The 13626-nt window shown below is 67.9% G+C and carries 14 protein-coding genes and 1 riboswitch; of the genes, 4 read left to right on the forward strand and 10 right to left on the reverse strand.

Going from position 1 to position 13626, the window contains the following annotated elements:
• Positions 1-11: 11 nt before the first annotated feature.
• Positions 12-1145, forward strand: coding sequence for a sulfotransferase family protein (locus tag ACFVVI_RS10890; RefSeq protein ID WP_378994968.1), 1134 nt, complete (start codon positions 12-14; stop codon positions 1143-1145).
• Between the two features lie 123 nt (positions 1146-1268).
• On the opposite strand, the gene ACFVVI_RS10895 is transcribed toward ACFVVI_RS10890, so the two are convergent.
• From ACFVVI_RS10895 to ACFVVI_RS10930, 8 genes are all read right to left on the reverse strand, one after another.
• On the reverse strand, positions 1269-3077 hold the full coding sequence (locus tag ACFVVI_RS10895; protein WP_387445091.1) for an exonuclease domain-containing protein: 1809 nt from the start codon (positions 3075-3077) through the stop codon (positions 1269-1271).
• A 131-nt stretch (positions 3078-3208) separates the two neighbouring features.
• Positions 3209-4429, reverse strand: a complete 1221-nt coding sequence (locus tag ACFVVI_RS10900) for a serine hydrolase domain-containing protein (RefSeq protein ID WP_387445092.1) — start codon at positions 4427-4429, stop codon at positions 3209-3211.
• Positions 4430-4639: 210 nt separating this feature from the next.
• Positions 4640-5233 (reverse strand): hypothetical protein, encoded by a 594-nt coding sequence (locus ACFVVI_RS10905; RefSeq protein ID WP_387445093.1) that lies wholly within the window; start codon positions 5231-5233, stop codon positions 4640-4642.
• 58 nt (positions 5234-5291) lie between these two features.
• Positions 5292-5927, reverse strand: a complete 636-nt coding sequence (locus ACFVVI_RS10910; protein WP_379315418.1) for a (2Fe-2S) ferredoxin domain-containing protein — start codon at positions 5925-5927, stop codon at positions 5292-5294.
• Positions 5924-6712, reverse strand: coding sequence for an ABC transporter ATP-binding protein (locus ACFVVI_RS10915; RefSeq protein ID WP_387445094.1), 789 nt, complete (start codon positions 6710-6712; stop codon positions 5924-5926). The genes ACFVVI_RS10910 and ACFVVI_RS10915 overlap by 4 nt, the downstream gene beginning before the upstream one ends.
• Positions 6709-7776, reverse strand: coding sequence for a FecCD family ABC transporter permease (locus ACFVVI_RS10920; RefSeq protein WP_387445095.1), 1068 nt, complete (start codon positions 7774-7776; stop codon positions 6709-6711). The genes ACFVVI_RS10915 and ACFVVI_RS10920 overlap by 4 nt, the downstream gene beginning before the upstream one ends.
• The gene (locus ACFVVI_RS10925) at positions 7773-8771 is read right to left on the reverse strand and encodes a FecCD family ABC transporter permease (RefSeq protein ID WP_378994952.1); all 999 of its coding nucleotides are present in this window, start codon (positions 8769-8771) and stop codon (positions 7773-7775) included. The genes ACFVVI_RS10920 and ACFVVI_RS10925 overlap by 4 nt, the downstream gene beginning before the upstream one ends.
• Positions 8768-9805, reverse strand: a complete 1038-nt coding sequence (locus ACFVVI_RS10930) for an ABC transporter substrate-binding protein (RefSeq protein ID WP_387445097.1) — start codon at positions 9803-9805, stop codon at positions 8768-8770. The genes ACFVVI_RS10925 and ACFVVI_RS10930 overlap by 4 nt, the downstream gene beginning before the upstream one ends.
• A gap of 28 nt (positions 9806-9833) precedes the next feature.
• Positions 9834-10026: riboswitch (cobalamin riboswitch) on the reverse strand.
• Positions 10027-10224: 198 nt separating this feature from the next.
• Between ACFVVI_RS10930 and ACFVVI_RS10935 the strand changes: the two genes are divergently transcribed.
• Together ACFVVI_RS10935 and ACFVVI_RS10940 are read left to right on the forward strand one after the other, a co-directional pair.
• Positions 10225-10440, forward strand: a complete 216-nt coding sequence (locus tag ACFVVI_RS10935; RefSeq protein WP_379317884.1) for a hypothetical protein — start codon at positions 10225-10227, stop codon at positions 10438-10440.
• 264 nt (positions 10441-10704) lie between these two features.
• Positions 10705-11472: a helix-turn-helix domain-containing protein gene (locus ACFVVI_RS10940; RefSeq protein WP_387445098.1), complete on the forward strand. Its 768-nt coding sequence runs from the start codon at positions 10705-10707 to the stop codon at positions 11470-11472.
• 44 nt (positions 11473-11516) lie between these two features.
• On the opposite strand, the gene ACFVVI_RS10945 is transcribed toward ACFVVI_RS10940, so the two are convergent.
• Positions 11517-11996: a MarR family winged helix-turn-helix transcriptional regulator gene (locus ACFVVI_RS10945; RefSeq protein ID WP_387445099.1), complete on the reverse strand. Its 480-nt coding sequence runs from the start codon at positions 11994-11996 to the stop codon at positions 11517-11519.
• Positions 11997-12102: 106 nt separating this feature from the next.
• Between ACFVVI_RS10945 and ACFVVI_RS10950 the strand changes: the two genes are divergently transcribed.
• Positions 12103-13233 (forward strand): GDSL-type esterase/lipase family protein, encoded by a 1131-nt coding sequence (locus tag ACFVVI_RS10950; protein ID WP_387445100.1) that lies wholly within the window; start codon positions 12103-12105, stop codon positions 13231-13233.
• Positions 13234-13303: 70 nt separating this feature from the next.
• Here ACFVVI_RS10950 and ACFVVI_RS10955 read toward each other — a convergent pair whose 3' ends face one another.
• On the reverse strand, positions 13304-13540 hold the full coding sequence (locus tag ACFVVI_RS10955; RefSeq protein ID WP_387445101.1) for a hypothetical protein: 237 nt from the start codon (positions 13538-13540) through the stop codon (positions 13304-13306).
• Positions 13541-13626 lie beyond the last annotated feature (86 nt).

The following is a 13626-nucleotide window of genomic DNA, read 5'->3' on the forward strand; positions in this document are numbered from 1 at the left end:
GCTTGTAGAAGATGACTGTGCGCACCGATGTCGGCACCGTGGCCGACCTGCACGCCTCAGCCACCAAACTCACCGGTCTCACCGATTTCGGGGCCGACGACTACACCGAGGCGTTGCAGGTTCTGCTCGACTCGTATCGCGACGAGGCCGGGCTCACCGAACTCGGCTCCAAGATGTCGCGCTTCTTCCTGCGCGGCACGCTGGTCGCCCGCGCGCTGAGCGAAGCGGCGTGGGCGGCGAATCCCGGCTATGTCGACACCCCGGTCACGCGGCCGATTTTCGTCACGGGTCTCCCTCGCACCGGCACCACCGCGCTGCACCGGCTGCTGGCCGCCGATCCGGCCAACCAGGGGCTGGAGATGTGGCTGACCGACTTCCCGCAGCCGCGACCACCGCGCGAGACCTGGGGCGACAATCCCGCCTACCAGCAGATCGACGCGGGCTTGCGACAGCATCAGGTGCAGAACCCCGAGTTCATGGGCCTGCACTACATGAGCGCCTCCGACGTGGAGGAATGCTGGCAGCTACTGCGCCAGTCGGGCATGTCGCATTCCTACGAATGCCTCGCCTACGTGCCGGGCTACTCGCAATGGCTGTCCGGCCAGGACTGGACGCCCGCCTACGCCCGCCACCGCCGCAACCTGCAGCTGATCGGCATGAACGACACCCGCCGCTGGGTCCTCAAGAATCCCAGCCATCTCTTCTGCCTCGATGCCCTCCTGGCGACCTACCCCGACGCCATCGTCATCCAGACCCACCGCGACCCCGCCACCATCATCCCCTCGGTCTGCAGCCTCAACGAACACGCCACCCGAGGCTGGTCAACCACCTTCACCGGCGAAACCATCGGCCGCACCCAGCTCGACCTGTGGTCGCGCGGCCTCCACGAATTCACCGCCGCCCGCACCCGACACCCCGAAGCCACCTTCATCGACATCGACTTCGACGATCTCCGCACCGACCCCCTTGGCGTCGTCGACCGTGTGTACGCCCGTACCGGTGCCGCCCTCACGCCCGAAGCTCGAACCGCCATCACCGCCCTCGACAACGAAAGCCGCACCGGCGCCCGCAAACCCACCCACCACTATTCCCTCGCCGACTACGGCCTCACCGAGAACATGGTCGCCGAAAGTTTCGGTAGCTGATCTCGAACGGTCAGGCTACCGACGCTCGCCGGGCATCCCCGACCGGATGCCGGCGAGCGCTGCGATGTCGTGCTTGTCAGTGAGGCCGGCATCGACCCCGACCGGCCGCCACCTCGTGCGGCTTCATTCGTCGACGTCGACTCCGTACCGCCTGGCCAGTTCGGCAAGATCGGTCTCGTAGCCCTGGCCGACCGCGCGCAGCCGCCAATCTTCACCGCGCAGATACAGCTCGGCGAGCAGCAGGGTGCGCTCCACCGTTGCGGCATCGAGCGTGGAACGTATCGCGGTGCTCGATTCCGTGCCTGCGGCGAACTCCAACTCGATGGCGCCGACGTCGCCGAAGGTGAGACCCGCACCGTCGAGCGAAGCCGCGAGGACGATGCGAGTGCAGTGCTCGGGCAGGTCATCGAGGACCAGGGTGATCGACTGCTCGTTCGGCCCGTCCTCGGAAAGCTTGGCGCCCTGCGATTCTGGCTGGTTGTAGAACAGGAAGTCGTCGGAGTCGTCGACTCGCTCATCGCTGCCGAGCAGGAACGCGACGAGATCCACGGTCGACGCACTGAGCTGGCTCCACGTTGCCCGCAGAGTCCACGTATTGCCGCCCTCGGCGATCGGCACGTCGATCACCTGACCTCGCGACAACACCGTCGGCTCCGCGGGCCGGATTTCGGCACGACCAGGTGCGGTCGATGCCGCAGGGATCGCCGCGGGCGCGATCGCACCCTGCTCGAGCAGGTCTGGTCCGTGGACCGCCAGTGCGAGTTCGTCGGCCTTTCGCGCGCGCCGGTCGGATTCCCCACCTGCGAGAAGGAGCAGATCTGTCACCGTCGCGGAGAGATTGACCGCGGCCGAACCACCGAGCTCGACGATCCGCGAGCGCGCCGCCGCAGCCTCGCCGTGGGCTCCGCCCAGCACCAATATCCGCCGACCGGCCAGCGGACCCGATATCGCCCGTGCAGGTGCCGTCGACCGACGTGGCGCCGCAACCGCAGGTACCGCCGCCCCTTTCCGGTGCCCCGGTTCTACCGACTCGAGCAGCGCGGCGAACCGAGCCTCATCGATCACCGGCGTTCCGAACTCGAACGCCCTGCGCGCCTTGCCCGTTTCCGCATGGGCATTGTTGGTGACCAGCACACTGGTTCGGTTGCTCACCGTGCTCGTGACGTCGAGCCCCGCAGCCTCGGCACGGGCGACGAGCTCTTCCCGTTCGATCCGGGTCTCGCCGGTCAGCGCTACCTTCATCCCCTGGCGCAGGGGGCCGGCCACCGCCAGCTTCCCGGGATAGGCGAAGTCGCACGGCTGCTTCGGGCCGCGACGTTCGACCGGCCACCTGGACTGCGTCGGCCTGGCCGAATCAGGTGCGCAGTCGAGCAGAGGGGGTGCGATGCCGAGATGGGCCGCGTCGGCGACCAACGCGCGAAGAACATTCGCGAGAACACGGGTGTCGTCGAGCGCATCGTGCGCCTTCTGCTGCGGCACACCGTAATACGTCGCCAGCGTGCCCAACCTGTAGTCGGGTGTCGGCAGCGCGATGCGGCGGGCCAGTGCCAACGTGCACAATCGGCGCTGCACCGGCAGAGCTCCGCCTGCCCGGGCGAACTCCTGCAGCAGGAACCCGTAGTCGAACAGCGCGTTGTGCGCCACCATCACCCGGCCGTCCAGCATGGCCGTCAGTTGGTCGCACACCTGACCGAACTCGGGCGAGCCCTGCAGCACCTCGGCAGTGAGCCCGTGGATGTGCACGGGACCCGGATCACAACCCGGATCGATCAGGCTGTGGAACTCTCGCGTCACCCGGCCGGTGCCGTCCAGCGTCACCGCCGCGACGGACAGCACCCGGTGCTGGTGCGGCCGTAGCCCGGAGGTCTCGACATCCACCACGGTGAACGCACCGAACCCGGCTGTTTGCTGCTGCTCATCGACCTGCGTCATCCCCTGCATGAGCATCGCATCGTTCGCCGAGCCCGGAACGTTGCACTCGAACGATCAGTGACGCGCGAGTTGCGGTGCGAGACTTCGGCACCGAGTCGGGGCACCCGATCCGGGCCGTTGGCGCCGACGAATCACTCGCCGCCCATCGCGATTCGGTAGAGGGTGGCGAGGGCGTCGTCGATGGGGTGTGGCTTCGGCTTTCCGTCGGGGCCGATCTCGTTCCACCGCACGAGGTTTGTCGCGACCGACATCTGGCGGGTGCCGTCGGCGCTGGTCAGAGACAGCGCTTGGGCACCGAAGACACTGCCGTCGTGGCCCCAGAATGTCTGTCCGCCGGGAGTTCGCACCCGGTGCAGGCCGAGACCGTACTCGATCCGCGTACCGTCGAGTGCGATGACGGGCACCGTACGCTGCATCTGCGCCAACGACTCGCGGCTGACGATGTGCCCACCGAGCAGCATGCGGTAGAACCGATTCAGGTCCGCCATGGTCGAGACGAGTCCGGCGCCGGGCATCGCCCACGACATGTTGTAGACGCTGTAGTCGCGCGGCGGATCGATCATTCCGAACAGCCGCTCGTACATTCGCGGGTGCGCAACCGTCAGGGTCGGCCCGTCCGGAAACGCGGTGTGCTCGAGCCCGGCGCGTCCGATCACCTTCTCGGCGACATAGGTCTCGAACGCAGTTCCGGTCACCTGCTCCAGCAGTTCGCCCAGCAGGAAGTAGTTGGTGTTGGAGTACACGCCGGGGGTCGCTCCGGGCGCCCGGGTGGCGGGCGGCGCGCTGACGCCCATTCCGATCAGCTCGACCGGGTCGAACTGGGTGAACTGATGCTTGTCCAAGCTCTCCGATGACAGCTGCGTCCCGCCGAAAAAGGCTGCGAGGGAAGGAAAGGAGTACGGCAGGTGCTCGGCCAGACCGCTGGTGTTGTTGAGCAGCATCCGCACCGTGATCTGCGCGCCACGCTCACCAGGGACCAAGTGCGGCAGGTAGTCACCGATCGGTGTGTCGAGCCCGATCCGCCCCTGCTCGACCTGCTGCATGATCGCGGCCGCGATGAACGTCTTGGTGATGCTGCCTACTCGGTGGACCATGTCGGGACCGATGGCTTCGCCGGAGGTGACGTCGGCGACCCCCGCCGTGCCACTCCACACCCGGTCGCCGTCACGTACCTCCATGTACACACCGGTCATTCCCGCGTCGCGGACCGCATCCAGCGCGGATTGCAGCGCAGCCGGATCGAGTCCGGAACCTGTTTGCGCAGTGTCTGTTTCGCCGGCCGCCGGCCGCATCGCGCATGCGCTGACGGTCAGGACGGCGACGCCTACCAGCATTGCCAGTGGGATCTTCACGATTTCTGTCCTCTCGTGGTCGGCCGCTGTCGTTCGAAGCGGCGCACCGATACCGTGGCAGGTGTGACCGATAGGGCGCTTTCGAAATCGTGTGGTCCGGCACGGTAGCCGGTGGTCTGGATCCGGCCGGGTCATGCCGGGTATCTCGGGCCCCGACCTCGGCGTCGACAGCAGGCGCCGCCCGCCTGATAGGCAAGGCGGCGCCGAGGTTCAATCGCCGGTCTGCGCCGAATCCAGGGCCGCGAGTAAGGCCACGCCCCGGGGTGAGATCCGATAGCCGGTGCCCAGGCTGATGGTCAGGCCGAGGTTCTTCAGCTTGCGTACGTTGAGTTTGAAGCGGTGCGGGTCACGCCCGAGTTCCTCGGCCAGGTCAGGGGCCCGGGTCGCGGGGCGGCGCTGGATGATTCGGAGCGTGTCGTGGGTCCACGGGCCCTCGGGATCGGTCCGGTCCATGCGGGCGAGGCGGGCGCCCAAGGCCGCGGCATCGTCGATCCGGTCGTCGGCGGCCAGCGCGTCGCGCGGGTCTTCGTCAGTGAGACAGCGGATCCGGAGCAGATAGATCGGGTCCTGCGGGCCGCCGCGGAGATCGGCGATCACCTCGGCGGGTGCGTCGTATCCGGCGGCGCGCGCGTCCTCGATGCTGATCTGATCGGCGGTGACCGTCGACAGCTGGTCGACGGCGATGCGCCCCGCGCCGGTGCGGTAGACCTTGCCCTCGGTGGCCTGCCTGTGACGCCATCGGCGAAACAGCACCGTCACCGCCCCGCTGCGGATCCCGGCCCAGCGCTGCTTCTCGATCAGCATGCGACGGCCCGCTGCCGCGCAGCCCGGTCGGGGTGGATCGTGGTCGGTTCGTCCTCGATCATTCCGTCAGGCTATCGTGCGCAGCGCTGACGGAGTCACCCCCGCGGATGCCGTCGGTATGCCATTCACCGTCCGGGTAGGTGATGTAGAGCGGGCCCAGATTGCACGGGTTGAGGCAGCCGGTCGGCGTGATCAGGGCGCCGGGGTGGTCGCGGCGCAGAGTCCGGTGCAGCTCGCCCGCGCCGTACACGGTGCAGCGGGGGCCTCGGCAGACCAGGATGTGCGAGGTGTGGTCGGGGATTTCGGACCAGGCCGGGCTGCGGAATGCCCGCGGGCTCGCCGTCACCGGTGCGCCGTCCTCGGACATCCTGGCACGCACTACATCGGCGAATCCGGCGGCGGTGTCGATGCCGTCGGTGATTCGCACGTCGAGTTCGCTCCCGCGCGTTTCCTTCCAGTTCGCCACCGCTCGCGCGATCCAGGTCTCGAGGTAGCGGTCGCGTGGCACGGCGAGCGGGATCAAGGTGACCGGCGATCGGTCGCGGGCGGCGGTATCCAGGGCAGTGTGGATGGTCGGCTCCTCCTGGTCGAGTAGCGCGTAACCGACACCGCAGGCCTCGGCCAGAGCTCGGACGGACGGCAGGTCGACGCCCGACGGAGTCGGCCGGGCGATGAGGACATACCGGCGCGTCATGCGGTGCGCACCGTTCGCGGGGCCGGAATCACCAGCGGTGTGCCCGTCATCGGGTCCTCGATCACCGTGCAGTCGATGCCGAAGACTTCCGACACCAGCTCGGGGCGCACGACCTCGGCGGGTGAACCCTGAGCGACCACCCGGCCGTCCTGCACGGCGACGAGATGGTCGGCGTAGCGGGCGGCGAGGTTGAGGTCGTGCAGGACGACGATGATCGTGCGCGGCAACAGATTTCGCAGGACGTCGAGCACGTCGAGTTGGTGCGCCAGGTCGAGAAAGGTCGTCGGTTCGTCGAGCAGCATGACCTCGGGGTCCTGCGCCAGCGCGAGCGCGATCCACACCCGTTGCTTCTGACCGCCCGAGAGTTGATCCACCGATCGGTCGATCAATGCGAGAGTGTCGGTGGCCACCAGTGCTTTGCGCACGGCCTCGTCGTCCTGCGCCGACCACTGACGAAACCAGCGTTGGTGCGGATGACGGCCACGGCCGACGAGTTCGCCCACGGTGATGCTGTCGGGGGCGACGGGCTGCTGCGGCAACATGCCGAGCCGCCGGGCGACCGTGCGCGCGGGCTGCGGTGCGATATCGGCGCCGTCGAGCAGAACCGCGCCCGCCGTGGGCGCGATCAGCCGGGCCAGTCCCCGCAGCAGGGTCGATTTGCCGCAGCCGTTGCGGCCGACGATGACAGTGATCGCACCGGTCGGGAAGTCGACGGTGGCGTCGGTGACGATCGCGGTGTCGCCGTAGCCGAGGGCGAGTCCCTCGGTGGTCAGGTGTGCGGTCATCCAGCATGTCCGATCCGGGTTGCACGGGCGAGGAGGTAGACGAGAACGGGAGCGCCGAGGATGGCGGTCACCACCCCGACAGGCAGTTCCGCCGGGAACAGCCGCCGGGCGGCCAGGTCGGCGGCGACCACCAGCAGTGCCCCGGTGGCAGCCGCGGGCGCCAGGCCCGCACCGCGTTCGGCCAGCAGCCGTCGCGCGATCTGCGGCGCCACCAGGGCGACAAAACTGATCGGCCCGGCCGCGGCCGTCGCCAGGGTCGCGGCGGCGGCTGCGACGACGATGAGCGTGATGCGGTGTGGGCCGCGCCGCCCGGCCAGCGAATTCGCCAGTTCGTCGCCCATTTCCAGCAGCGGCAACGAGCGAGCGAGAACGATCAGCGGCGGCACGACCACCACCAGCGCCGCCGCGGCGAACCCGACGTGGGTCCACTCGCGGTTGGCCAAGCTGCCGGTGAGCCACCTGGCGGCCGTGTGCGCCTGGTAGTTGTCGGCGATGGTCAAGATGAACGCGATAGCCGAGGACAGCATCGCTGTGACGCCGATACCGACGAGCACGAGTCGATAGCCGTCGAGTCCGTCCTTGGTGGCCACGGCCACGATCAGCGCCATGGCCACCCCGGCACCGATCATCGCGCCGCCGACCAGCCCCAGCCCGGCGCCACCGAGCAACACACTCACCACCAACGCGCCGAGCGAGGCGCCCGCGTTGATCCCGATGATCTCGGGACTCACCAGCGGGTTGGTCGCGATTCGTTGCAGGATCGCCCCCGAGATCGCGAAGGCCGCGCCGACACACAGCCCGGTGAGCACGCGCGGCAACCGATCGGCCACCACCACGTCGTACTCGATGAGCGTGCCACCGCCACCGAGGACCCGCACCACGTCAGCGACCGTGAGCGGGTAGTAGCCGATCGTGAGTGACCACGCCGCCACCGCCAGCGCGGCCACCGTCACCAGCACGGTGACGATCGTGGACCGTGTCCCGACGCGAAAGACGATGCGCCGGTCCGGTGTTCGCAGCAGCAGCGTCCCGCTGGGCAGTACGCCGCGCTCGGTGCCCGTCACAGTGTGGCCACCTTTCGATTGCGCACGAGATAGAGAAAGAACGGCGAGCCCGCGAAGGCGGTGATGATGCCGACCTGGATTTCCTGTGGCCGCGCCAGCATCCGTCCGAGGATGTCGGCCACCAACAGCAGCGTCGGGCCCAGCAGCGCGCACCACAGCAGGATCCACCGGTAGTCGTGTCCGGCGAAGAATCGGGCGATGTGCGGGATCACCAGACCGATGAAGGCGATCGGTCCGGCGATGGCCACCGCCGAGCCCGCGAGCAGCACCACGCTCAACGCGCCGGTCGCGCGCGTCGCGACCAGCCGCGTGCCGAGCGTGCGCGCCATGTCGTCACCGATGGCGACAGCGTTCAGCGGCCGGGCCACCACTACCGCCAGCAACAGCCCGACAGCGATGAACGGTGCTGTCTGCCACACGGATTCGATGTCGGCGCGAGCCAGCGAGCCGACCACCCAGAAACGGAAATTGTCGAACAGGGTGCGGTCCAGCAGGGTGATCGCCGTGGTGATCGACCCACACAACGCGGTGCAAGCAGCGCCCGCGAGCGCCAGTTTCACCGGTGTCGCGCCACCGAACCCCAACGATCCCAGCGTGTAGACGAACGCCGCGGCGACCGCCGCACCGAGGAAGCCGAACCAGATGAATCCGCCCGTCGCGGTGAGGCCGAACGCGCCCATCGCGATCACGATCGCCAGGGACGCACCGGCGTTGACGCCGAGCAGGCCGGGCCCGGCCAGCGGGTTGCGAGTGAGCCCCTGCATCACTGCGCCCGCCAGCGCCAACGCGACACCGGCGAGGAGTCCCGCGACAGTTCTGGGCAGCCTGATGTAGCGCACGACCCGGTCGGTGTCGGTCCCCTGGAAATCGGTGAACGCGACCACGGCCTGGTCGAGGGTGAGCGGGTGCGAGCCGATCAGGATGGACGCGACGCAGACAGCCACCAGCGCGGCGCCGGCCACGATCGGACCGGCGCCGCGAGCGGTGCGCGTCACCGCCGGAACAGCTCGGGATGGATCAGGGTGGCGACCAGTTCGGTCGAGTGTGCGATCCGCACCCCTGCCGCCCGGTCGGCGAACAGGAACGGGTGCACAGTCGCGTTCCGCACGGCCGCCAGATTCGCGAACGCCGGGTTTCCGACGATCTTGTCGACCTGGGGCTGACCGTCGGCGCGCGTGTAGGTCGCCTTGCAGCACAGGCTGGTCAAGATGATGTCGGGGTCACGGGCGATGAGCTCTTCCGCGCCGACGGGCACGTTGCGCTTCGCGGTGAGATCAGCGAAGGCATTCACACCACCGGCGGCCTCGATGATCTGGGTGATGAAATCGATGCCGCCTGCCACGGTGTAGGAGCCGTCGTCTTTGGGGGTGACGACCGCGACCCGCGGCTTCCCGGCGTTGCCGACCTTGGCGCGGACCGCGTCGATGCGTGAACTCAGCTGCGTGACAACTTCTTCGGCGCGCTCGGAGGTGCCCCAGAGGGCACCGAGGTCGCGCAGGTCGGCGTACACGTTGTCGAAGCGCACGGTATCGGGGTCGATCGCCTCATCGGCGAGCCCGTCGGCACTCGGGCACAGCGGACTCAGCACCCAGGTGCGCACACCCAACTCGTGCAGGCTCGCTCTGGTGCCGACGCTGTTCTGCGCCGAGGACGCGAACACCCCGTTGAAACCCGACATGACGAAGTCGGGTCGCTGGGCGAGCAACTCGTCGCGACTCGGCAGCTTCTCGACATACGGTGCGCGCGCCTGCGCACCGGCATATTCCGCGAGCACGGCGGAGTCCAGGAACGCTGTCCCCACCAGCCGATCGGTGACACCGAGCGCGTGCGCGATCTCGATCGACGGCTGATACGCCGCGTAGATCCGCTGCGGTGGGCCATCGACGGCGACGTCGATCCCACAGTTCACGCGGGTGACAGCAGCTGCGCCGTCCGCGTCGGAGAGGGGTTGCACACCGCATCCGGTGACAACGATCGTGCAGGCGAGCAACGCGCCGGAACGTAGGCGCGCGAAAACAGAGCGGGTCAAGAGACGGCCTTCCAGGTCCTCGTGGAATGGGGTACTGCGTAGCCGTGGCCGGTCTCCTGGCTGACGGGATAGTGCGCGGTGAATCCACCTTCCCAGGGCAGGGCCCCAGTGGCTCCGGATGACAGATGTCGTCCGGATCGATTCACAACTCCCGATCACAGTGGCGAGGGCCGCACCGGTTCTACACCGGTTTCCCGAACACCACGGCTGGTGAACTGTAGCAACGTTGACTGCATCGAGGGGGCGGCGCCGGGGCGGGGTGCTCGCGCGCGGTCGCCGGATCCGATACACAGCTGACTCCCAGCCGGGTCCCACCGGGCTCGACGGTTGCGCCGCGAAGATTCAGCTATCGGCCGAGCACTTCGGCCGGCCGACCGTCTCGGCGGTGAGATCGAAGATCAGGAGGAACGCTCATGAGAATGAAGTCGACAGTGGCCAAGACCGCGGTGGCGGGCACTCTCGCCCTCGGGGTGCTGGGTGCCACGGCGGGCGTGGCGAGCGCGGATCCGGGTGGGCACGACCAGCAGCGGCCCGGGCAGGGTCAGGAGCACCGGCCGCAGCAACAGCCGGAGCATCACAACGACGCGCCGCAGCACGGCTTCTGGTTCTTCGGCACCTGGGTCCCCCTGCCCTGAGCCTCACCGCGGACCCGGTGCTCCCCGGGTCCGCGGTGCTCGTCTGTGCGAGTTGCGCTGCAGGACTTCGCTGTCCAGCTCGCGAACCCCATCCGTGCCGACACCGGTGACGAATGGACTGCAGGCGGGTCGGCACCGTATTTCCGGTACCATTCACTCCCCTGAAGCCGACCCGCCTGCTTGTCACCGGCGCCCATCCGGCCTTCGAGCCCTCGAAGAATCAGCCGTCGCGGTTCCGGTCGGCGCACCGATACTCTGGCAAGGGTGACCGACGGTGCGCCTGTGAAATCGTGTGGTCCGACCCGCTCACCGATGGCCTGGATCAGGCCGGGTTATGCCGGGTACATCGGACCCGAACTCGGTGTCGACCTACATTCCACCTCTGTCGCGGTGCTCAGCGTCGGGCTCGACGGGCCGTTCGCCCTCGAGACCGCCACCCACGGCGAAATACTCACTCGCAGCGCGTACAGCCCTGCCCGGGCGGTGCACCGGGTGAATACGCTCGGTAAATGGATCCTGCTCCTGTGGTCGCCCGCTTCGGCCATCGCAGGCCAGATGACGACCACCGAGGGGCCGTACGGATTCGCCCACCTTCGCGAGCGCGAACTGGTCGAACAATGCCGGCTACCTGATGCGGACCCCGGCCGAATCCTGGCGATCGCAGTCGGCGGTCCCCCGGCCGACATCGATCCGCGCATCGAACGCGTGGCGGCCGCGATCCGTCAGCATCCGGATCACGCGTTTCGGGCCGAACCGATCGCCGCGACCCTCGGTCTGTCGACATCGCACTTTCTCCGGTTGTTCGTCCAGCAGTACGGGACCACGTTCCGCCGCTATCAACAGTGGGCCCGCGTCATCCACGCGATGAGAGCTGTCGCCGCCGGCCACGACCTGACCCGATCCGCGACGGACGCGGGATTCGCCACACCCTCGCATTTCAGCGAGACCTTTCATCGCATGTTCGGGATGTCCGCCACAGCAGCCCTGCGCTCGGGGCTCCGATTCGACCTCGAAACCACGTCAGCACCTTGATGGTTACCCCGGTCAGCAATCCAGATCACCGCGGGTAACCACGCTCAGGACCGGTCGGACAGGGCGGTGGCGGCTGGGTTGGTGGCATCGCGGATCACGCGCAAGCCGGTGATCAAGCCGTCGAGTTGAGTGGGGGTCAGCTGACCGGTGAGCCATTGCTCGAGGGCAGCGAGATAGTCCGGAAGGACCTCTTCGAGGCGGCGGATGCCCGCGTCGGTCAAGGCCGCGTAGGCGCTGCGCCGATCAGCCGGGTCGAGTTGGCGTTCGACCAGATTCGCGGTGGCCAGCCGGTCGACCAGACGGGTGACCCCACTGGTCGAGAGCTCGGTTTGCGTGGCCAGGTCCGACATCCGCAGGCGGCAGCCCGGGGAGCGACTCAGTCGCAGGAGGGCATTGAGGTCGAGACCCGACAGGCCGTGCGCTTTCCAGGTCGGCTCGAGTTTGGCGATGAGGCCGTTGTGCGCCTCGAAGAGCAGGCCGGAGATGGTGAAGCGGGGGTCGTCGAACAGCTCGCGCACGGTCATAACGCCAGCGTAGCCGATATTTGCCATGCGGATAGTTGACATGAGGAATACCTACGAGTAAACCTATGCGTAAGCATTATTCCGCACAGCAAATATCGGAGAGATCATGCAGAACAGCACGTGGGTAGCCGGCTTCCGGACCGGTGTCATCGACCCGAACGAGCAGATCAAGCTCGCCGAATCACGGGAGTTCAGCGACGAGACCGTGCGCCACGTCCTGCACATGGCAGGCGGCGGCGACGCGGTGCGCGTGCGATTGACCAACCGCTACGGCACCGCCCCGCTGCGGATCGGTGCCACCCGGCTCGCCCAGCGCAAGACCGGTTCGGCGATCGGCACGGATCGCGAGGTCACGTTCGATGGCGCGACGGACGTCACCATCGATGCGGGCGCCGACCTCGTGAGCGATCCGATCGATCTGGCGGTCGCCGCAGGCGAAGACCTGCTGCTCAGCCTGTATATCCCGGCGTCGACCGGCCTGGCCACCTTCTCCCACCAACCCGGTGAGATCGCCTACATCGTCACCGGCGACCACACTGCGGACGTGGAACTCACCGGTGCCCACGAGGTTCCGTTGCGCTTCTTCGTCACCGGGATCGACGTGCTCGTCACCGATCCGACGGCGGTCGCCGTCGCGTTCGGCGATTCCTGGTTCGAAGGCGTCGGCACCACGCTGAGCGCCAATCACCGCTCCGTCGACGTTCTCAACGCCCGCCTCACCACGGGATGGGTCGTCAACAACGGCATCGCGGGCAATCGTCTCACCGCCGAGGAGATCGGCGAATCCGGTGTACGCCGTTTCGACTCCGACGCGTTGCAGGTCCCCGGTGTCACCGACATCCTCATCAATTTCGGTATCAACGACCTCATCCTCGGCGCGATGGGCGGCCAGCCTTCCGCGACCACCGAGGAATTGATCGCCGGTTTCACCGACCTGGCCGCGCGCGCCCACGCCGCCGGACTGCGCATCCACGCCGCCACCATCGGCCCCTACGCAGGCTGCGTCTACCCCGGCATGCCGCTGCTGGAAACCCAGCCGACTCGCCACGCCGTCAACGAATGGCTGCGCTCCACCGACGTTTTCGATTCGATCTTCGACGTCGATCGCGCCGTGGCCGACCCGCACCGTCGCGACTACATCCGCCCCGAGTTCGACAGTGGCGACGGCATGCACCTCAACGACGCGGGCGCTGCGGCAATGGCAGCCACCGTCGATCTCACCGCCCTCTTCCGCTGACATATCGATCGAGATCAGCACGCTCGCACCGTGTCCGCTTCGGTGCGAGCGTGCTGTTCGGCAAGAGCGCTCAGTGCTCGCGGTCGGTCAACCGCAGGGTCACCTCGATGGGTGGGACCCAGGGCTCGGGTAGTTCGTCCAGATCAGCCAGGGTGGTGTGCACGAAGGCCGCGATCCGATGGCGGGCCGCCGAACTCAGCCGTTCGATCCGGTCCGAGGTCAGCGGACTGTCCGCGAACTCGACCACGGGAAGATCGCCGCGGTCCCCCGCGATCGTCTCCGACCTGTCCTCCGTGCGTCGCACCATCGCGTCCCCCACCCTTCCGAACGGTCTCGGCGGTCGCTCGGGCACAAGCAACCAGCGCCGCCGACATTCATCAGCAAACATCTGGA

Origin of the sequence: Nocardia sp. NPDC058114 (genome assembly GCF_042884695.1) — a bacterium.
Classification (GTDB): domain Bacteria; phylum Actinomycetota; class Actinomycetes; order Mycobacteriales; family Mycobacteriaceae; genus Nocardia.